Here is an 18,771-nt window from a genome sequence, read left to right as displayed (position 1 = left end):
CGCCCACGGAGCGTCTGACGTCCTCGTGGTGCCGGCGTCCGGAAATCGCGCGCGGTGGGCGCCGCGCGCTGGGAGGATGCCGCCATGCCCCGCATCGTCTCCGTCAACGTCGGCACGCCCCTGGAGGCCGCCTGGGCCGGGATCGGCCGCACGTCGATCGACAAGCAGCCGGTGCGCGGCCCGGTCGAGGTCGGGCTGCTCGGCCTGGCCGGCGACCAGGTCTCCGACACCCGGCACCACGGCGGGGTCGACCAGGCCGTCTACGCCTACGCCCGCGAGGACCTCGACTGGTGGGCCGAGCAGCTCGGGCAGGAGCTCCGCGACGGGCAGTTCGGCGAGAACCTCACGACCGAGGGCCTCGACCTCAACGCGGCCGAGATCGGGAGCCGGTGGCGCATCGGCGAGGTCCTCCTCGAGGTCACGCTCACCCGCACGCCGTGCAACGACTTCAAGACCTGGATGGGTCGCAGCGGCTACGACGCGCGGGCCTGGGTGCGGCGGTTCACGGCGGCCGGCCGGCCGGGGCCCTACCTGCGGGTGCTGGTGCCGGGCGAGCTGCGCGCCGGGGACGACCTTCAGGTCGTGCACGAGCCCGGCCACGGGGTGACCGTGCGGGACATGTTCGTGGCGCTCAACACCGACCGCAGCCGGCTCCCGGACCTGCTGGCGATCGACGGGCTGGCGGAGAAGGCGCGGCGCAAGGCGCAGGACTACGTCGCCACCTGAGGGTCCGGCTACCGGCGGGTTGCCGCGTGATCTAGGTTACGTTCAACCACCGTCGGTCTCGGAAGCGCATGAGGAGCGTCATGCCCATCACTCACGACACCAGTTTCCTCGATCACCTTCCCCAGAACGTCGCGATCCAGTTCCTCGACCGGGTCGCCGCCTCCGGTGACCACGAGGCCTTCCGGTTCCCGGTCGGCGACGCCTGGGGAGTCGGTCACCTGGAACCAGGCCGGCACCCGCGTACGCCGCCTCGCCGCGGGCCTGCTCGCCCTCGGGCTCGAGCGGGAGCAGCGCGTCGGCATCGCCTCGTCGACCCGGTACGAGTGGGTCCTCGCCGACCTCGCCATCATGTGCGCGGCCGGGGCGACGACCACCGTCTACCCGACCACGGGCGGCGAGGACACGGCGTACATCCTCGGTGACTCCGACTGCCGCTTCGTCTTCGTGGAGGACGCCACCCAGCTGGAGAAGCTGCGCAGCCACCGTGACGAGCTGCCGGCCGTGGAGCGGGTGATCACGTTCGACGACGCCACCGCCGACGGCGAGTGGGTGATCACGATGGACGCGCTCGCCGAGCTCGGCGACGGCCACCTGGCCGACCACCCCGACGCCATCGAGACCACCACCAAGGAGATCCAGCCCGACCACCTCGCCACCCTGATCTACACCTCCGGCACGACCGGCCGCCCCAAGGGCGTGCGCACCCTCCACCGCGCGTGGGTGTTCGAGGGCGAGGCGATCAAGGCGCAGGACATCCTCCACGAGGACGACCTCCAGTTCCTGTGGCTGCCGATGGCCCACTCGTTCGGCAAGGTGCTGCTGTCGACGCAGCTCGCGTGCGGCTTCGCCACCGCCATCGACGGCCGGGTCGACCGGATCGTCGACAACCTCGGCGTGGTGAAGCCGACGTTCATGGGGGGCAGCGCCGCGGGATCTTCGAGAAGGCGCACGCCCGGATCGTCACCATGCAGGCCGCCGAGGGCGGCGCCAAGGAGAAGATCTTCAAGCGGGCGTTCGCCGTCGGCCTCCAGGTCGACGCGCTGAAGCGGGAGGGCAAGCCGGTCCCGGCACTGCTGCGGCTGCAGCACGGGCTCTTCGACAAGCTGGTGTTCAGCAAGGTGCGGGAGCGGTTCGGCGGCCGCGTCCGGTTCTTCATCTCCGGCTCCGCTGCCCTCAACCCCGACATCGCCGCGTGGTTCAACGCCGCGGGCATCGTGATCCTCGAGGGCTACGGGATGACGGAGAACTCGGCCGGCGCCACGGTCAACCACCCCGACGACAACCGGATCGGCACGGTCGGCCGTCCGTTCCCGGGCACCGAGGTGCGGATCAGCGAGGACGGCGAGGTCCAGCTCAAGGGCCCGCACGTGATGGCGGGCTACCACAACCTCCCCGATGCCACGGCCGACGTGCTCACCGACGACGGCTGGCTGCGCACCGGCGACAAGGGCGAGCTGGTCGACGGCTACCTGCGGATCACGGGCCGGATCAAGGAGCTGTTCAAGACGTCCGGCGGCAAGTACATCGCGCCGCCGGCGATCGAGGCGAAGTTCAAGGCGATCTGCCCCTACGTCAGCCAGTTCATGGTGTTCGGCGCCGAGCGCAACTTCGTCGTCGCGCTGATCACCCTCGACCCGGACGCCATGGCCGCCTGGGCGGAGGAGAACGACATGGCCGGCGCGTCGTACACCGACATCGTGCGCTCGGAGAAGGTGCGGGCGATGATCGGCGACTACGTCGAGGAGCTCAACTCCCACCTCAACCGGTGGGGAGACGGTCAAGAAGTGGGAGCTGCTCGACCACGACCTCACGATCGAGTCCGGCGAGCTGACCCCGTCGCTGAAGGTCAAGCGGGCGATCGTCGAGGCGAAGAACAAGGACCTGATCGAGTCGTTCTACTCCTGAGCCGGTCGGAGCTCAGGCGCCGGCGAGCCAGTCCGCGAAGGTCTGCTCGCCGCGCCGGTGGTCGCCCTGGGGCAGGTTGCCGCCGCGGGCCATCGCCCGCCCGAGGGCGCCCGGCAGCGGGACCTCGACCACGCGCCGCCGCTCGCCGCGGGCGGTCGCCGTCCGGCGCAGCAGGTCGGCCATCCGCTCGACCTGCGGCCCGGCCAGCTCGACCCGTCCGACCGGGGCGCCGACGGCGACGGCGGCCAGGAGGTCGGCTGCCTCGCGGGCGGCCACCGGCTGCACCTGCCAGCGGGGCAGCACGACGACGGGGCCGCGGCTGCGGTCGAGGTACTGGCCGGCGAACTCGTGGAACTGGGTGGCGCGGACGACGCTGACCGGCAGCGCCGCTCCGGCCAGGACCTCCTCCTGTCGCAGCTTGCCCTGGTAGTAGCCGGTGGGCACGCGCTCGATGCCGACGATCGACAGCGCCACCAGGTGGCCGACGCCGGCGTCGGCCGCGGCTGCCGACAGGTTGCGGGCCGCCGCCTCGAAGAACGGCACGGCCCGGCCGGCGCGGAGCGTGCCGATGCTGGTGGTGTCGACGACCGCGTCCGCGCCGTCGAGGGCCTCGCGGAGGCCGCTGCCCGTCGCCACGTCGACCCCGGTCGCCCGGGAGAGCGGGACGGCGTCGTGACCGGCGCGCCGGAGCGCGTCGACGGTCAGCCGGCCCGCGACGCCGGTGCCGCCGACGACGGCGACCCGCTTTCGCTCGTCCATTCGGTCAGCGTAGGGGTTCCTCCCTACCATCGTCAGGTGCCGTCGACCCTGCCCGAGGGAGAGCCCGTCCCGGCCGACGGCTCCCTCCCCCGCCGCCGCCCTGGAGCGGCTGGGGGAGCGGCCGTTCGGGTTCTACGTCCACGTGCCGTTCTGCACCGTGCGCTGTGGCTACTGCGACTTCAACACCTACACCGCCGAGGAGCTCGGGGGCGGGGTCTCCCGGGGCAGCTATGCGGCGACCGCGGTCGAGGAGGTACGCCGCGCCCGGGCGGTGCTCGGCGACGCCGAGCTGCCGGTGGGCACCGTGTTCCTCGGCGGCGGCACGCCCACGCTGCTCGACCCGGCCGACCTGGGGGCGGTGCTGCGGGCGATCGACGCCGAGTTCGGGCTGGCTGCCGACGCGGAGGTCACGACGGAGGCCAACCCCGACTCGGTCGACGAGCGCACGCTCGCCGGCCTGCGGGAGGCCGGCTTCAACCGGATCTCGCTCGGCATGCAGTCGGCCGTCCCCGAGGTGCTGGCCACGCTCGACCGCACGCACGACCCGGTGCGGGTGCCGCTCGTGGTCGACGCCGCCCGGGGCGCCGGCTTCGAGCAGGTGAGCCTCGACCTCATCTACGGCACGCCGGGGAGACCCTCGCCGACTGGCGGACCTCCGTCGAGGCCGCGCTCTCCTGCGGTCCCGACCACGTGTCGGCGTACTCGCTCATCGTCGAGGACGGTACGGCGCTGGCCCGCCGGGTGCGGCGCGGCGAGCTGCCGATGCCCGACGACGACGACCTCGCCGACAAGTACCTGCTCGTCGACGACCTGCTCGCCGGTGCCGGGCTCGGCTGGTACGAGGTGTCGAACTGGGCGCGCGACGACGCCGCCCGCTGCCGGCACAACATCGGCTACTGGACCGGCGCCGACTGGTGGGGCGTCGGCCCGGGCGCCCACTCCCACGTCGGCGGCGTGCGGTGGTGGAACGTCAAGCACCCCGCCGCGTACGCCGACCGGCTCGCGGCCGGCGTCAGCCCCGCCCACGCGCGGGAGGTCCTCGACCCGGAGACCCGGCGCGTCGAGCGGGTGCTGCTGGAGGTGCGGCTCCGCGAGGGGCTCCCGGCCCGCGCCCTCGACGCCGACGGCCGTGGCGCCGTGCCCGGGCTCGTCGACCGCGGGCTCGTGGCGGCCGCCCCGTGGGAGGACACCGAGCGACTGGTCCTCACCCGTGCCGGCCGGCTGCTCGCGGACGCGGTCGTCCGCGACCTCCTCAGCTGACCAGGCGGATCGTCAGCGGGTAGCGGTAGATCTCCCCCGCGGCTCGACGCGATGGTGCCGAGGATGGTGAGGACGAGCCACATCAGGCCGACGACGAGCAGCAGCAGGAACCCGATCAGCACCAGCGCCAGCACGACCGAGACGAGGCCGTAGATGAGGATCGAGATCTGGAAGTTGAGCGACTCCACCGCCTGCTGCCGCACGTAGCCCGACTGCTGGCCCTTCACGAGCATCACCAGCAGCGGACCGAGGAACGCCATCGCCACGACGGCGCCCACCAGTGCGCTCCAGTGGGCGGCGCAGCCCCAGTTGCGCTCGTCGGCGCTGACCGGCTGGTGGTGCGGGGACGGCACGGGGTGGCTCATGCCGCGACGATAGCGCGAACGAGGGGCCGTGAGGGGGGTGGCGCACCTGGGGCGACCCTGCGGCCGCGCGGCGGGGCGCCGTCGACCCGCCGCTGTCACGCACCCGCGATCCCCTAGGGTCTCGGCCATGGTCGATCTCCACAAGGGCGGCTCCGCCGAGGACGACAACGGCGCACCCCGGCCGCCCCAGCCGCCGGCGCCCGAGACGCAGGTCCCGCCCTACGGCCAGGCACCGCCGCCCTACGGCCAGCCGGCACCGCCCTACGGGCAGGCGCCGCCGCCGTACGGCCAGCCGGAGCCGTCGCCGTACCCGCCCTACGGCGCACCCGGTGCGCCCGGCGCGCCCTACGGCCCGGTCCCGGCGTCGCTGAAGATCCCCGGGCAGGTCGACCCGGAGACCGGCCTGGTCTACTCCGACAAGGAGCGGCTGACCGCCGGCCTGCTGCAGCTGATCATCTCGTTCCTCGGCTTCCCGGGCATCGGCCGGCTCTACACCGGCCACACCGCGGTCGGCCTCGCGCAGCTCATCGGCGCCATCGTCGGCTGGCTGCTGACCTGCATCCTGGTGGGCCTGCCGCTCGCGATCGGCATGTGGCTCTGGGGCATCATCGACGGCATCGTCATGCTGACCAGCCGGACGTTCACCGACGCCCAGGGGCGGGTGCTGCGGTAGCAGGCGTGCCCCTGCCGGGGCACCGGCCGGCTACTCGACGGTGACGAAGTCGATCAGCTCCTCGACCCGGCCGAGCAGCGCCGGCTCGAGGTCGGCGTAGGACGACACCCGCGACAGGATGTGCTTCCAGGCACGGGCGATGTCGGCCTGGTCGCGGTGCGGCCAGCCGAGGTGCTGGCAGACGCCCTTCTTCCACTCGACGTTCCGCGGGATCGTGGGCCAGGCGCGGAGGCCGAGCCGCTCCGGCTTCACGGCCTGCCAGATGTCGACGAACGGGTGCCCGACGATCCGCACGTGCTTCCCGTGCGGGCCGCGCACGATGGCGTCGGCGATCCGCGACTCCTTCGACCCGCGCACCAGGTGGTCGACGAGGACGCCGACCCGTCGCTCCGGGCCGGGCCGGAAGGACACCAGGTGGTCGGCGAGGTCGTCGACGCCACCGAGGTACTCCACGACGACGCCCTCGATCCGCAGGTCGTCGCCCCAGACCTTCTCGACCAGCTCGGCGTCGTGGCGGCCCTCGACGAAGATCCGGCTGGCCCGGGCCACCCGGGCCTTGGCGCCCTGGACGGCGATCGACCCGCTGGCCGTGCGGGTGGGGGCGGCAGGCGCCGCGCGGCGCACCGGGGCGGTGAGGATCACCGGCCGGCCCTCGAGCAGGAAGCCCGGGCCGAGCGGGAAGGTACGCCGCTTCCCGCGCCGGTCCTCCAGCGTCAGGGTGTGCAGGTCGCGGTCGACGGCGACGATCTCGCCGCACCAGTCGGTGGTGACCTCCTCGACGACGGCCCCCAGCTCGGCGGGGGCCTCCACGGCGCGGCCGTTCTTGGGGCGGCGCCAGTCGGTGGCCAGGACGTCGGATCCGTAGCGGTCGTTCACGACGGGCCACCGTACGGCCGACCGGCCCTCCGGCCGGGCTGCCGCGCCGGAGGCCGAGCCGTCAGGTCTCCTGCGGCTCGGAGGACTCCTCGGGCGGCGGCGGGTCGCCGGTCGCGCCGTCGGTGCCGGTGCCCTCGGCGGGGGCGTAGGCCGTCTGCTCGGGGTCCTTGCCCTCCTCGAGCAGGTCACCGGCGCGCTCGCCCGGCGGCAGTCCCTCCGCGAGCGGGTTGTCCTGGTCGGGCACCAGGTCGGCCGGCAGCGCCTCGTCGGGCACGCCGACCTCCTTCGACTCCTCGTCCATGTTGCTCATGCCGCCGCGGTACCCGCGACCTGCCGCCGGCACCCGCTCGCCGGTTAGCGTCCTCCCATGCCACGCGACGTCCGGAGACCGACCACGGACGACCTCGACGCTGCCTGGCGCGTGGTGTCGGCCCAGCTCCGGCCCACCCCGCTGCTCCCGCCGGAGGACGGCAGCCCGGCCCTCAAGCTGGAGACCGGGCAGCCGACCGGCTCGTTCAAGGTGCGCGGCGCCCTGGCGGCGCTGGCCGCGGTCGGCAGGGGCACGCCGGTGGTCACCGCCTCGGCCGGCAACCACGCGCTCGGCGTGGCCTACGCCGCGTCTCGGCTCGGCCTCCGCGCGACGGTGGTCACCGCGAGCACGGCGTCGCCGGCGAAGGTGGCGGCGATCCGCCGCCGGGGCGTCGAGCTGGTGCAGGTGGGCACGACGTACGACGACGCGGAGGCGCACGCGCTCGACCTCGCGGCCCGCGGTGCGCACTACGTCTCGGCTTACAACGACCCTGCGGTCATCGCCGGCCAGGGGGACGATCGGGCGCGAGCTGGAGGTCCAGCTCGGTGACGACGCGGGCGCGCCGCTGACGGTCGTCTGCCCGGTCGGCGGCGGCGGGCTGGCGGCCGGCCTCGGCCTGTGGGCGTCCGGCCGCGCCGACGTCCGCGTGGTCGGCGTCGAGGCCGCGCACAACCCGGCGGTCGCCGCCGCGGTCGACGCGGGGCAGGTGGTCGACGTCGAGCTCTCGCCGACGCTCGCCGACGGGCTCGCCGGCGGGCTCGAGCCCGGCTCGGTCACCGTGCCGGTCGTCGCCGAGACCGTCGCCGGTCTGGTCACGGTCACCGAGGAGGAGATCCGGGCCGCGATGCGACACCTCGCCCTCGAGCGCGGCGTGGTGGCCGAGGGTGCCGGGGCGGTCGGCGTGGCCGCGGTGCTGGCGGGGAAGGTGCCCGCTCCCGGGCCGGTCGTCGCGGTCGTGACCGGGCGCAACGTCACGGCCTCGCTGCTGACGGAGGTCCTCGCCGGCTGACGCCCGCGGCGGATCCCGGGGCGCTGGTCAGTCGCGGTCAGAGCAGCGGCAGCCGCTTCTGGCTGCGGGGCAGCTGCTCGTAGCCCCGGCGGACCGCGTCCTCGAGCCGCTCGGGCGGAAACGGCCAGTCGGCCTCGGCCAGCGCGTCCTCGACCCGCACGCCCCGGCTCGCCAGGTCGCGGATCGTCTCGGCGACCACGCCGATGTCGGCGCGCTGCTCCTGCACGAACGCCCGGTCGACGACGCCGCCGTGCCCCGGCACCACCACCGACGCCGGCGTCACCAGCCCGAGCACCAGGTCGAGCGTGAGCGGCCAGTCGAGCGGGAAGCTGTCGGCGCCGTAGGCAGGGGGGCCGGACTCCTCCACGAGGTCGCCGGCGAGCACGACGTCGGCGTCGGGCACCCGCACGACCAGGTCGCCGCCGGTGTGGCCGCGGCCGGGGTGGACCAGCTCGACCACGCGGTCGCCCAGGTCGATCGCGGCGGCGGAGGAGAAGGTGTGGTCGGCCGGCACGATCTCGGTCGCGCGGATGCCGGGGACCCGGGGGTCGTCGTACTGCTCCGACTGCTCCGACTGCTCCGACTTCGCCTTCCACGCCTCGCCGCTGGCCACGGTCCGGGCCGCGGCCTCCTCGGTGGCGTGGATGGGGAGGTCGGCGCCGTAGCTGCGCCGGAGCTCGCCGTTGCCGAAGGTGTGGTCGAAGTGCTCGTGGGTGTTGACGACGGCGACCACGTCGCCCGCGCCGAGCGAGCGGACGTCGGCCACCACTGCGCGGGCGAGGTCGTCGGAGGCGTAGGTGTCGACGACGACCAGGCCGCGCTCGCCGCCGACCAGCCCGATGTTGATGTCGATGAACTCGTGGTGGGCGATCCAGACCCGGTCGGCGACCTCGGAGAACGGCATCCGTGCAGGCTATGCCACGGGCTTCAGCACAGGCCGGCGTGGAGCTCCTGCCGCAGCAGCTCGCCGAGCTCGGCGGCCGTGGTCGCGGGACGCGGGAACCGCAGCAGCCGGGCGTGCGCGCCGGTGCGGTCGACCCAGCGCACCTCGACCCGGTCGGGACGCAGGTCGGTGAGCTGGACGCCCACCAGGTCGCCGAGGCGGGTGTCGCTGGTGGTGGCGACCGCGCGCCGCAGCTCCCTCCTGGTGGCAGGAGTTGGCGTGCTCGGCCGACCGCTGGAGGAACCCGCGGTTGAGCTGGTGGGCAGGGGAGGAGTAGGCGCGCAGCGGCACCCGGTGGCCGGGTCCGGCCGCGCCGGGGCCCGGCCGCAGCTGGACGTAGTCGAGCCGGACCGACACCTCGACCCGCCGGCGGTCGCAGCAGCGGCACTGCGCCGGGCCGAGGCTCTCGAGCCGGCCGGCGAGCGTGAGCAGCCCCTCGTCGGCGGGGCCCGCCGGTGAGCCCGCTGCTCACGGTGACCAGGGCGCTGCGGCCCTCGGCGGCGGCCGCGGCGAGGGCGCTCCCGGCGGCGCAGGAGAACACCGGCCGCCCGTCGACCTCGCGCATGGCGAGCGTGTCGCCGTCGGTGAGGTCGGCGGTCACGTCCTCGACGCCGTCGACCACCAGGTCGAGGTCGGCAGGACAGGCGAGGATGCTGCGTGCGGCACCTGCGAGCTGCAGGGGGTCGACGCGGTCGGTGCTCTGCTCGACGGTCACGGTGCTCCTTCCGACTTAGGCCAGGCTAACCTACGGCGACGTGACGCGCCACGGCACCGCCTCGTCCGGTGGGCGGACGGCGGTAGGATTGGCACTCAGTCGATCGGAGTGCCAGACCAGCCGGAGGAGGCGGGATGCAGGAGGACCGCAGGCTCGCCGTGCTGCGCGCGATCGTCGAGGACTACGTGGCGACCGAGGAGCCGGTCAGGTCGAAGGCGCTCGTCGAGCGCCACGGGCTCAACGTCTCCCCGGCGACGATCCGCAACGACATGGCGGCGCTCGAGGAGGAGGGCTACCTCACCCAGCCGCACACCAGCGCCGGCCGGGTGCCGACCGACAAGGGCTACCGGCTGTTCGTCGACCGGCTCTCGACCGTCAAGCCGATGAGTCCGGCCGAGCGCCGCGCGATCGCGACCTTCCTGCAGGGAGCGGTCGACCTCGACGACGTGGTGCACCGCTCGGTGCGGGTGCTCTCGCAGCTGACCCGCCAGGTCGCGGTCGTGCAGTACCCCACCCTGTCGAAGTCGACGGTGCGCCACGTCGAGATCGTGGCGCTCACGCCGACCCGGCTGCTGGTGGTGCTGATCCTCAGCACCGGCCGGGTCGAGCAGCGGCTGGTCGAGCTCGACGCCGAGCTCGCCGACGACGACCTCGCCACCCTGCGGTCGCGGGTCAACCTCGCGGCGACCGGCGAGCAGATCTCCCGCGCGGTCGTCGCCCTCGACGCTCTGGTGTCCGGCGACGAGCCGGCGCCGCCGGCCACGAAGGCCGTGGTGGAGGTCCTGGTCGAGGCGATGAGCGACCACCGCTCCGACGAGCGGGTCGCCGTGGGCGGCACCGCCAACCTGGCCCGCTTCGGCGACTCCTTCGACTCCGCCGTCCGGCCGCTGCTCGAGGCGCTCGAGGAGCAGGTCGTGCTGCTCAAGCTGCTCGGCGAGGCCACGAGCGGCGGCGCGGTCACGGTGCGGATCGGCGCCGAGGGCCCCTACGAGGAGCTCGCCTCCACCAGCGTCGTGGCGACCGGCTACGGCCCCGACGACGCTCTCGCGTCGCTGGGGATCGTCGGCCCGACCCGCATGGACTACCCCAGCACCATGGCAGCCGTGCGCGCCGTCGCGCGCTACGTCTCCCGCATCCTCGACGAGGGCTGAAAGGAATTCAGTGCCCCAGGACCTTTACGAGCTCCCTCGGTGTGCCGCGCGACGCCGACGCGGACACCATCAAGAAGGCCTACCGCAAGCTCGCCCGCCAGCTGCACCCCGACGTCAACCCCGACCCGGAGGCGCAGGAGCGGTTCAAGCAGGTCTCGGCGGCCTACGAGGTGCTGTCGGACCCGCAGAAGCGGTCGGCGTACGACCGCGGCGGCGACCCGTTCGGCGGCGGCTTCGGCGGGCAGGGGGCCGGGTTCTCCTTCACCGACATCATGGACGCCTTCTTCGGCGGCACGGCCGGCGGCGCCACCCGGGGGCCGCGGCCGCGGGTCCGGCGGGGCCAGGACGCGCTGATCCGGCTCGAGGTCGAGCTGGCCGAGGCCGCGTTCGGGGTCTCCCGCGAGCTCAAGGTGGACACGGCGGTGCGCTGCTCCACCTGCGGCGGCGACGGCGCCGCCCCCGGCACCAGCGCCGTGCCCTGCGAGACCTGCCGCGGCCAGGGGCGAGGTCGCCCACGTCCAGCGGTCGTTCCTCGGCGAGATCCGCACGCTGCGGCCGTGCCCGACCTGCCGCGGGTTCGGCACCGTGATCCCCGAGCCGTGCCGCGAGTGCGCCGGCGACGGGCGGGTCCGCTCGCGGCGGACGCTGACGGTCAAGATCCCGGCCGGCGTCGACAACGGCACCCGCGTGCAGCTCAGCGAGCAGGGCGAGGTCGGCCCCGGTGGCGGCCCTCCGGGTGACCTCTACGTCGAGATCCACGTCGCGCCGCACGAGACGTTCACCCGCCAGGGCGACGACCTGCACTGCACGGTCGTCGTCCCGATGACGGCGGCCGCGCTCGGCACGACGCTCGTCCTGCCGACGCTCGAGGCCGACCTGGCCGCCGCCGGCGGCGACGAGCAGGGCCCCGAGACGTCGTTCGAGCTCGAGGTCCCGCCGGGCACCCAGTCCGGCGCCGAGGCGGTGCTGCGCGGCCTCGGCGTGCCCGGCCTGCGGGGCGGTCGTGGCGACCTCGTCGTCACGATCAACGTGGAGACGCCGACCCGTCTCGACCCCCGGCAGGAGGAGCTGCTCCGCGAGCTCGCCGCCCTACGGGGGGAGGAGCAGCCGACCGGCCAGGTGAAGCCGGCCCACCGCTCGGTGTTCGGCCGGCTCCGCGACGCGTTCAACACCCACTGACCGGTGACCTGACCGGTGACCTGCAGATGACACTGCCGCAGCACGTGGTGCCGTCGCTCTCCGGTGTGGCGCCGGGCGCGACGGTGTCCGTCGACGGCGACGAGGCTCACCACGCGGTCGTCGTACGACGGCTCCGCGTCGGTGAGCGGGTCGCGCTCGCCGACGGCGGGGGCCGCGTGGCGACCGGGGAGGTCGTCGAGACCTCGAAGCGTTCGTTCGCGGTCGCGGTCGCCGGCGTCGACGAGGTCGCCGAGCCGGCGCCGTCGCTGACCGTCGTGCAGGCGCTGCCGAAGGGCGACCGCGGCGAGCTCGCGGTCGAGGTGCTGACCGAGGTCGGCGCCGCCCGGATCGTGCCGTGGGCCGCCGCCCGCAGCGTCGCGGTGTGGAAGGGCGAGCGCGCCGCGAAGGCGCACGCACGCTGGCGGAGCACCGCCCGTGAGGCGGCGAAGCAGTCGCGGCGGGCGTGGCACCCGGTGGTCGAGCCGCTGGCCACGACCGCCGCCGTCACAGAGGTGGTCCGGCGCGCGGACCTGGCGGTCGTGCTGCACGAGGAGGCGTCGATCCCGATCGGCGGCGTCGAGGTGCCGGCGGCCGGGGAGGTCGTCGTCGTGGTCGGCCCGGAGGGCGGGCTCACCGACGACGAGGTGGCGGACTTCCGCGACGCCGGGGGCGTCGTGGTCCGGCTCGGCACGGAGGTGCTGCGCACCTCGACCGCCGGCGTGGCGGCGGCGGCCGCGCTGCTCTCGCGGACGCCGCGGTGGGGCGGCTGACTCCAGGCCGCGAGCAGCGCCTCCACCCGGCCGGTCTCCTCCTCGAGCTCCGCCCGCTCGGACCTGGTGAGGTCGCGCAGCAGGGTGCGCACCTGGACCCGGCCGTCGGCGACGTCCCAGAGGCCCACCAGCTCGCCGTCGGCGAAGACCGTGTGCCCGAGGCCGCCGTTGGCCCCCATCCACAGCTTGCGCGCCGCCGGGGTGGTGACCCGGTCCTTGGCCTTGTGCGACAGCCAGAGGTTGTCGTAGGTGCCGAGCAGGCGCACCGGGGCCGGAGCGTCCTCGTCGGCCACCGGCGCGTCGGCCACGTCGAGCAGCGGCTTGCCGTCCTCGTCCTCGTGCCGCACCAGGTCGGTCATGCCCTTCAGCACCGGCGTCAGGCCGGTCACGCCCGACCAGGCGGTCACGTCGGCAGCGGTGGCGGGGCCGAAGGCGCGGAGGTAGCGGCGGACCAGCGCAGGCAGGTCCGGCTCGGAGAGCGCCAACCCGGTCCAGCGGTCGACCGGCTCGTAGACGACCCCTGCCGAGCTGCCCCAGCAGCCGCGGGGCGGCAGCTGGGCGAGGAACGCGACGACGCGCGCCAGCTGCCCGAGCTGCGCCGGCCGGTGCTCGGGGAACCGCTCGGCGAGCGCCTCGCCCAGCCGCCGCACCGGCAGCGGCCCGTCGGCCAGCACCTCGGCGACGGCGGCGCGGAACGCCTCCCGGTCGATCTCGCGGGCGTCGCCGATCGACTGGCTCACCCTGACCTCCCGCTCCCGCACCGGGGTCGCCCACACCGGCAGCGTCACCGCGTCCTCGGCGACGTGCAGGTGGATCGTGTCGCGCAGGCTGAGCACCCCGCACCGCCCGGCCGTCCTCCAGCGCCGCGCTCAGCTCGTGCGGGTCGAGCTCGCGGACCCGTGCGGCGACGGCGAGGTACGGCGGCAGCGGGTCCTGCGCCTGCAGGCCGACCAGGTGCCGCACCACGTCGAGGGGCCGCGCGTCGGTCCGCTCGAGCAGGTGCTGGCGCAGGAGCAGCGTGCGGTTGAGCCGCCGGCGGGTGAAGCGCATGGACGAAGGCTAGGGCGGGCCGCCGACCGCCGGGATCAGCCGACGACGACGGTCTTGGTGTCCTCCGTCGGGCCGAACCCCTCGCCGCCGGAGGGGTCGTCGGTCATCGCGACGAAGGTGTACTCGCCCGGGGCGAGCCGGCTGACGTCGACCTCGGCGGTCCACGGGTAGAGCCCGTCGACCCAGCCCTCGGCCGTCGAGAACCCCTCGGCCACGACACGCCCCCGCTCGTCACGCACCTGCCACGGCACGGTGGCCTCGAACGAGCTCGCCTCCCCCTCGGCGGTGAAGGTGCCGCTCACCTCCGTGCCCTCGACCGGGGACAGCACGTTGACCAGACCACGGACGTTCAGCTCCTTAGCCGCGGTCACCCCGCCGTCGGTGGCGACGCCGAACAGCGGGACCGCGGAGCCGCCGGACTGCACGACCAGCGGGTAGGGCCGGCCCTCGGCCGCCTGGAGCGTGTGGACCAGCTGCTGCACGGCGAGCCGGGCCTCGCGGCGGTTCATCCCCGACGGGGGCGTGCTCCACCCGTCGTCGTCGACCTCGACGACGAACGTCTCGTCCACGACCTCGACGGAGGCGATCATGCCGTCCGGGTCGCCGGGGAACAGCGTCGTGTAGTCCGGGTCCTCGGCGTCGCCGGCCGTCAGCAGCGCGGTCGCCTCCTCGAGCGGGTCGTCCGCCTCGACGGCGCGGACCTCCGCAAACAGCCGGGGCCCCTGCGGGGGTCTCCCCCGACGAAGTACACCGGCACGTCCACCGTCGCCGCCGGCGCGTCGGAGCTCGGTTCGGCCGGGGCCGACGAGGTCGTCGCCGGCTCGTCCGGCGTCGGCGGCTCGCTGGAGTCCTCGGGGGCGGCGGTGGTGGCGGGGTCGTCGGCGCCGGCGGGCTCGTCGTCGCCGCACCCGGCCAGGAGCGCGGCCGACAGCGCGGCAGTGACGACGAGGGCGATGGCGGGGCGCTTCATGGTTCGGTCCTCCCGGGTCGGGGATCGGGGCTCGGGTTCGGGTTCGGGTGGTCAGCGGACGGTGAAGGTCCGCGTGTCGCTGTAGTCGGCCGGTGTGTCGGACGTCTGGCCGGTCGTGGTCGTCGCCACGGTGAGGACGTAGTCGCCCGGCTCCAGCCCGGCGACGTCGACCTCGGTCTCCCAGGCCGATACTCCGAGGGTGCCGGCGCCGCCGGCGGCCTCGCCGTCCGCACCGGGCACGAGCACGCCGTCGGCGACCGGAGCGCGCTCGCCGGTCGCGGCGGTGACCGTCCAGCGGACCTCCGACACGTACTCGGCCATCGTGCCGCGGGTGACGAGCACGTCGTCGACCTCGGCGCCCTCGCCCGGGTCGCTGATGTTGACCGGCGCCGTCACGTTGTAGCCGCGGTCGCGCTCGACCAGCGTCCCGACCGGCGTACCGAGCACCCGGGCGGCGGGCTGGTCCTGCCACTCGAACGCCACCGGCAGCGCCTCGCCCAGCACCGCCTCCGCGGTGTAGACGGCCTGCTGCACGCCGAGCGCACCCGGCCCGTCGCCGCCCTCCAGGGCGGCCGTGGTGCCGAGGGCGACCACGACCCGGTCGTCCTCGACCGCCACGTCGGCGAACGAGCCCGCGGGCCACAGGGTCCGGTAGTCGGGGTCGTCAGGGCCGTGGCCGGCGGTGAGCCGCTCGAGGGCGATCAGCACCTGCTCCGCCGGGTCGCCACCCTCGGGGAGCGCCTGGAACTCCCGGTGCAGCCGGTCGCCGGTGGCGGAGCCGGCGAGGAAGTAGAGGCCGGCGACGAACCGGTCCTCGCCGCCGGGGCTCGCCGCGACGGACGGCTCGTCCTCCGGTGCGGCGTCGCCGAAGCCGCGGACGACGAACGTCGCGGCGACCACGGTCGCGGCCACGGCGCCGGCGCCGAGGACGGCGGGTGCCCACCGCCGGGAGGACGTACGCCGACGGGTGCGGCGTCGTACCTCGGCCAGGCCGTCGCGCGGCGCGACGCCGGACACCGCGTCGTGCAGCAGCGCCTGGAGCCGGTCGTCCCGGAGCGGGTCGTCCCCGGGCCGGTCGGGCTGGTGCGAGTGGTGGTTCATGTCAGTCGGACCTCAGGTCGGGGCCGAGCTCCTCGAGCATCGGCCGCAGGGTCGCCGCACCGCGCGACGCATGGCTCTTCACGGCGCCGCGGCTGATCCCGAGCGTCTCCGCGATCTCCGCCTCGGAGAGCTCGAGGTAGTAGCGCAGCGCCAGCACCTCGCGCTGGCGCCGGGGCAGCCGTTGCAGCGCGTCGAGCACCATCCGCCGGCGGCTCTCGCCGAGGACCGGCTCGTCCGCGCCCGGCAGGTGGCCCGGTGCGGCCTGGCGGGCGAGGTAGCGGTTGACGACGCCCCGGTGCCGCAGCGCGGAGCGGGACCGGTTGACGACGGCCTGGCGCAGGTAGGCCAGCGCCTTGCCGTGGTCGGTGAGCCGGTCCCACCGCTGGTGCACCGCCACCAGGGCGTCCTGGACGATCTCCTCGGCCGTTCCCTGGTCGCGCACCAGCAGCACCGAAAGCCGCACCAGCTGGTCCCAGTGGGCGAGGTAGAGCTGCTCCACGGCGGCGTCGGCCGACGCGGTCTCCTGCCGGGCCTCGTCCCGCGTCCCGCGCTGCGCATCGCTCACGCCGGGTCCCCAGGCCGGCGGGAGCGGAGGAGCGGCTGCATGGATCGTCACGCTAGTGGCACGTCCGAGCCGGCCGGCGGGTTGACGTCGGCGCGCCCCGGTTTGGGAGGGTGGGGGCGTGACGTCAGCCACCCCGACCGACCCCGACTGCCTGTTCTGCAAGATCGTCGCCGGTGAGATCCCCGCCGACGTCGTGCACGAGGGCGCCGCGACCGTCGCGTTCCGCGACATCAACCCGCAGGCGCCGCTCCACGTCCTCGTGGTCCCGCGTGCCCACCACGAGAACGCCGCCGCCTCGGCCGCCGCCGACGCCGAGGGGTTCGCCGCGCTGTTCGCCGCCGCGGCGGAGGTCGCCCGCGCCGAGGGCCACGACGACTACCGGCTGGTCTTCAACACCGGTGCCGGCGTGGGCCAGACCGTGTTCCACACCCACCTGCACGTGATCGCGGGGCGTCCGATGACCTGGCCGCCCGGCTGAGTCCCCGGCCGGCGGCCGGCTGGAAGGCTGGAAAGGGCGGAGGGTCCGGGTCAGAAGGCCGTGAGCACCCGGAGCACCGCGAACAGCACCGGCAGCCCGAACACCACGAGGAGCGCCCACGCGGTGATCCGGTGCACCCGGTTGCCGGAGTCGAGCGTGCCCGCGAAGTCGAGCAGGGCGCCGTCGGGGGACGTGGTGGGTCAGGCCCATCCGCCGCGCGTGGTCGGGGAGGTGCTGGCCCGGGAACCAGATCGGCTCGGCGCCCGGGTCGTCCTCGACGAGGTGCTCGTCGTGCTCGTCCCCGGCCGCCATGGGCGCCACCCTACGCGCCCGGGAAGCACCTCCAGGGATTAACCGGCTCGGCGACGACGTTGATCCGGCGTACGATGAGAAGCGCACCGTCGCCACAACGAAAGGTCGCCCACCCGGGCTCGGATGACCGACACCACCCAGCACCAGACCCGTCACACCGTCGTGGTGCCCAACAGCATCGACATGGTCAGCCTGCTCGGCCCCGGGGACGAGCACCTCGGCATCATCGAGCGCGGGTTCGCCGCGCAGATCCACGTCCGCGGCAACCGGATCACGCTCCAGGGCGACCCCGGTGAGGTCGCGCTCGCCGAGCGGCTGCTCGACGAGCTGGTGGCGATCCTGCGCACCGGCCAGGGCGTCTCGCCCGAGGTGGTCGAGCGGGTGGCCGCCATGCTCCGCGCCGAGACGACCGAGCGGCCCGCCGACGTGCTGTCGCTCAACATCCTCAGCAACCGCGGCCGCTCGATCCGCCCGAAGACGCTGAACCAGAAGCGCTACGTCGACGCGATCGACAAGCACACGATCACGTTCGGCATCGGGCCCGCCGGAACCGGCAAGACCTACCTCGCCATGGCGAAGGCCGTGCAGGCGCTCCAGTCCAAGCAGGTCAACCGGATCATCCTGTCGCGGCCGGCGGTCGAGGCCGGCGAGAAGCTCGGCTTCCTGCCGGGCACGCTCAGCGAGAAGATCGACCCCTACCTGCGGCCGCTCTACGACGCCCTGCACGACATGATCGACCCCGAGTCGATCCCCAAGCTGCTGGCCGCGGGCACGATCGAGGTCGCTCCGCTCGCCTACCTCCGCGGCCGCTCGCTCAACGACTCGTTCATCGTGCTCGACGAGGCCCAGAACACCACGCCCGAGCAGATGAAGATGTTCCTCACCCGGCTCGGGTTCGGCTCCAAGATCGTCGTCACCGGCGACGTCACCCAGGTCGACCTGCCCTCCGGCACCAGCTCGGGCCTGCGCGTCGTCGAGGACATCCTCGACGGCGTCGAGGACCTGACGTTCGTCCGCCTGTCCAGCAGCGACGTCGTCCGCCACAAGCTGGTCGGCCGGATCGTCGCCGCCTACGACGACTACGACGCGCGCTCCGAGCCGGTCGGTCGTGCCCAGGTCGCGCGTCCCCAGCGCCGCGATGGCTGACGCGGAGGCCGAACCGCCGATGACGATCGAGGTGCTGGACGAGTCCGGCGCCGGCCTGGACGTGAAGCACCTGGCCCGGCTGAGCCGGTTCGTGATGGACCGGATGCGGGTGCACCCGGAGGCCGAGCTCTGCATCAAGGCGGTCGACGAGGACACCATCGCCCAGCTCAACCAGCAGTGGATGGAGAAGGACGGCCCCACCGACGTGCTGGCCTTCCCCATGGACGAGCTGCGCCCGGGGATGGTGGGGGAGGAGCCCGAGGAGGGCGTCCTCGGCGACCTCGTCCTGTGCCCGGCGGTGGCCGAGCGGCAGGGCGCCACGGCGGGACACGGCACGGTGGCCGAGATCGAGCTGCTCACCGTCCACGGAATCCTGCACCTGCTCGGCTACGACCACGCGGAGCCGGAGGAGCACAAGGTGATGTTCGGGCTGCAGGACGACCTGCTGGCCGAGTGGCGCGCCGGCGCCCCGGTCGCCGGCTGATCGGCGGCCGATGATCACCGGCGA

The 18,771-nt window shown here is 74.3% G+C and carries 19 protein-coding genes and 3 pseudogenes; 14 read left to right on the top strand and 8 right to left on the bottom strand.

Going from position 1 to position 18,771, the window contains the following annotated elements; all coding sequences use genetic code 11:
- The first annotated feature begins 84 nt into the window (after positions 1-84).
- The 5 genes and pseudogenes from MF408_RS00640 (at position 85) to MF408_RS00620 (ending at position 5,688) form a co-directional block, all read left to right on the top strand.
- Positions 85-726 carry an MOSC domain-containing protein gene (locus MF408_RS00640; protein WP_240249860.1) on the top strand — a complete coding sequence of 214 codons (642 nt, stop codon included), beginning with the start codon at positions 85-87 and terminating at the stop codon, positions 724-726.
- A gap of 165 nt (positions 727-891) precedes the next feature.
- Entirely contained in the window at positions 892-1,770 is an 879-nt protein-coding gene (locus MF408_RS00635; RefSeq protein WP_240249859.1) for an AMP-binding protein, read from the top strand.
- Positions 1,692-3,008: an AMP-binding protein gene (locus tag MF408_RS00630; protein WP_240249858.1), complete on the top strand. Its 1,317-nt coding sequence runs from the start codon at positions 1,692-1,694 to the stop codon at positions 3,006-3,008. The genes MF408_RS00635 and MF408_RS00630 overlap by 79 nt, the downstream gene beginning before the upstream one ends.
- Positions 3,009-3,426: 418 nt before the next feature.
- Positions 3,427-4,650: pseudogene (gene hemW, locus MF408_RS00625) on the top strand (radical SAM family heme chaperone HemW).
- Between the two features lie 492 nt (positions 4,651-5,142).
- A complete protein-coding gene (locus MF408_RS00620; protein ID WP_240249857.1) occupies positions 5,143-5,688 on the top strand; it encodes a TM2 domain-containing protein in 546 nt (181 codons plus the stop codon).
- A gap of 30 nt (positions 5,689-5,718) precedes the next feature.
- Here MF408_RS00620 and MF408_RS00615 read toward each other — a convergent pair whose 3' ends face one another.
- Together MF408_RS00615 and MF408_RS00610 are read right to left on the bottom strand one after the other, a co-directional pair.
- Positions 5,719-6,564: a DUF3097 domain-containing protein gene (locus tag MF408_RS00615; protein ID WP_240249856.1), complete on the bottom strand. Its 846-nt coding sequence runs from the start codon at positions 6,562-6,564 to the stop codon at positions 5,719-5,721.
- A 61-nt stretch (positions 6,565-6,625) separates the two neighbouring features.
- On the bottom strand, positions 6,626-6,874 hold the full coding sequence (locus tag MF408_RS00610; RefSeq protein WP_240249855.1) for a hypothetical protein: 249 nt from the start codon (positions 6,872-6,874) through the stop codon (positions 6,626-6,628).
- 114 nt (positions 6,875-6,988) lie between these two features.
- Between MF408_RS00610 and MF408_RS00605 the strand changes: the two genes are divergently transcribed.
- Positions 6,989-7,423 (top strand): pyridoxal-phosphate dependent enzyme, encoded by a 435-nt coding sequence (locus MF408_RS00605; RefSeq protein WP_240249854.1) that lies wholly within the window; start codon positions 6,989-6,991, stop codon positions 7,421-7,423.
- Positions 7,335-7,883: a pyridoxal-phosphate dependent enzyme gene (locus MF408_RS00600; RefSeq protein ID WP_240249853.1), complete on the top strand. Its 549-nt coding sequence runs from the start codon at positions 7,335-7,337 to the stop codon at positions 7,881-7,883. Before MF408_RS00605 ends, MF408_RS00600 begins: the two co-directional genes overlap by 89 nt.
- 37 nt (positions 7,884-7,920) lie before the next feature.
- Here the strand turns inward: MF408_RS00600 and MF408_RS00595 are convergent, their stop codons facing one another.
- Together MF408_RS00595 and MF408_RS00590 are read right to left on the bottom strand one after the other, a co-directional pair.
- A complete protein-coding gene (locus MF408_RS00595) occupies positions 7,921-8,787 on the bottom strand; it encodes an MBL fold metallo-hydrolase (RefSeq protein WP_240249852.1) in 867 nt (288 codons plus the stop codon).
- Between the two features lie 23 nt (positions 8,788-8,810).
- Positions 8,811-8,972 (bottom strand): hypothetical protein, encoded by a 162-nt coding sequence (locus MF408_RS00590; RefSeq protein WP_240249851.1) that lies wholly within the window; start codon positions 8,970-8,972, stop codon positions 8,811-8,813.
- Positions 8,973-9,045: 73 nt separating this feature from the next.
- Here MF408_RS00590 and MF408_RS00585 point away from each other — a divergent pair, with 73 nt between their 5' ends.
- The 4 genes and pseudogenes from MF408_RS00585 to MF408_RS00570 all read left to right on the top strand — a co-directional run bounded on the left by MF408_RS00585 (position 9,046) and on the right by MF408_RS00570 (position 12,641).
- Positions 9,046-9,285 carry a hypothetical protein gene (locus MF408_RS00585; RefSeq protein WP_240249850.1) on the top strand — a complete coding sequence of 80 codons (240 nt, stop codon included), beginning with the start codon at positions 9,046-9,048 and terminating at the stop codon, positions 9,283-9,285.
- Positions 9,286-9,675: 390 nt separating this feature from the next.
- Positions 9,676-10,692: a heat-inducible transcriptional repressor HrcA gene (gene hrcA / locus MF408_RS00580; protein WP_240249849.1), complete on the top strand. Its 1,017-nt coding sequence runs from the start codon at positions 9,676-9,678 to the stop codon at positions 10,690-10,692.
- A gap of 5 nt (positions 10,693-10,697) precedes the next feature.
- A pseudogene (dnaJ, locus tag MF408_RS00575) lies at positions 10,698-11,871 on the top strand (molecular chaperone DnaJ).
- Between the two features lie 26 nt (positions 11,872-11,897).
- Entirely contained in the window at positions 11,898-12,641 is a 744-nt protein-coding gene (locus MF408_RS00570) for a 16S rRNA (uracil(1498)-N(3))-methyltransferase (RefSeq protein ID WP_240251567.1), read from the top strand.
- A gap of 32 nt (positions 12,642-12,673) precedes the next feature.
- Here MF408_RS00570 and MF408_RS00565 read toward each other — a convergent pair.
- The 4 genes and pseudogenes from MF408_RS00565 to MF408_RS00550 form a co-directional block, all read right to left on the bottom strand.
- Positions 12,674-13,477 (bottom strand): annotated as a pseudogene (locus tag MF408_RS00565) (crosslink repair DNA glycosylase YcaQ family protein); the annotation flags it as partial.
- 249 nt (positions 13,478-13,726) lie between these two features.
- Positions 13,727-14,599 carry a Gmad2 immunoglobulin-like domain-containing protein gene (locus MF408_RS00560; RefSeq protein ID WP_240249848.1) on the bottom strand — a complete coding sequence of 291 codons (873 nt, stop codon included), beginning with the start codon at positions 14,597-14,599 and terminating at the stop codon, positions 13,727-13,729.
- 113 nt (positions 14,600-14,712) lie between these two features.
- Positions 14,713-15,762: a GerMN domain-containing protein gene (locus MF408_RS00555; protein ID WP_240249847.1), complete on the bottom strand. Its 1,050-nt coding sequence runs from the start codon at positions 15,760-15,762 to the stop codon at positions 14,713-14,715.
- 1 nt (position 15,763) lies between these two features.
- Complete coding sequence (locus tag MF408_RS00550; RefSeq protein WP_240249846.1) at positions 15,764-16,327, bottom strand: SigE family RNA polymerase sigma factor; 564 nt, start codon at positions 16,325-16,327, stop codon at positions 15,764-15,766.
- Between the two features lie 118 nt (positions 16,328-16,445).
- Between MF408_RS00550 and MF408_RS00545 the strand changes: the two genes are divergently transcribed.
- From MF408_RS00545 to ybeY, 3 genes are all read left to right on the top strand, one after another.
- Positions 16,446-16,805, top strand: a complete 360-nt coding sequence (locus tag MF408_RS00545) for an HIT domain-containing protein (protein WP_240249845.1) — start codon at positions 16,446-16,448, stop codon at positions 16,803-16,805.
- Between the two features lie 435 nt (positions 16,806-17,240).
- Positions 17,241-18,263 (top strand): PhoH family protein, encoded by a 1,023-nt coding sequence (locus MF408_RS00540; RefSeq protein WP_240249844.1) that lies wholly within the window; start codon positions 17,241-17,243, stop codon positions 18,261-18,263.
- Positions 18,264-18,282: 19 nt separating this feature from the next.
- Entirely contained in the window at positions 18,283-18,747 is a 465-nt protein-coding gene (gene ybeY, locus MF408_RS00535; protein WP_240251566.1) for an rRNA maturation RNase YbeY, read from the top strand.
- Positions 18,748-18,771: the final 24 nt, after the last annotated feature.

It is taken from the genome of Nocardioides sp. TF02-7, assembly GCF_022437945.1.
GTDB lineage: Bacteria > Actinomycetota > Actinomycetes > Propionibacteriales > Nocardioidaceae > Nocardioides.
The sequence above is the reverse complement of the archived record's forward strand: the minus strand, read 5'-3'. Positions and strand labels throughout refer to the sequence as shown.

Coding starts and splice junctions, on each gene's coding strand:
- MF408_RS00640 (WP_240249860.1), top strand. CDS start 85: ATGCCCCGCATCGTCTCCGTCAACGTCGGCACGCCCCTGGAGGCCGCC.
- MF408_RS00630 (WP_240249858.1), top strand. CDS start 1,692: ATGCAGGCCGCCGAGGGCGGCGCCAAGGAGAAGATCTTCAAGCGGGCG.
- MF408_RS00620 (WP_240249857.1), top strand. CDS start 5,143: ATGGTCGATCTCCACAAGGGCGGCTCCGCCGAGGACGACAACGGCGCA.
- MF408_RS00610 (WP_240249855.1), bottom strand. CDS start 6,874: ATGAGCAACATGGACGAGGAGTCGAAGGAGGTCGGCGTGCCCGACGAG.
- MF408_RS00595 (WP_240249852.1), bottom strand. CDS start 8,787: ATGCCGTTCTCCGAGGTCGCCGACCGGGTCTGGATCGCCCACCACGAG.
- hrcA (WP_240249849.1), top strand. CDS start 9,676: ATGCAGGAGGACCGCAGGCTCGCCGTGCTGCGCGCGATCGTCGAGGAC.
- MF408_RS00570 (WP_240251567.1), top strand. CDS start 11,898: ATGACACTGCCGCAGCACGTGGTGCCGTCGCTCTCCGGTGTGGCGCCG.
- MF408_RS00555 (WP_240249847.1), bottom strand. CDS start 15,762: ATGAACCACCACTCGCACCAGCCCGACCGGCCCGGGGACGACCCGCTC.
- MF408_RS00540 (WP_240249844.1), top strand. CDS start 17,241: ATGACCGACACCACCCAGCACCAGACCCGTCACACCGTCGTGGTGCCC.
- ybeY (WP_240251566.1), top strand. CDS start 18,283: ATGACGATCGAGGTGCTGGACGAGTCCGGCGCCGGCCTGGACGTGAAG.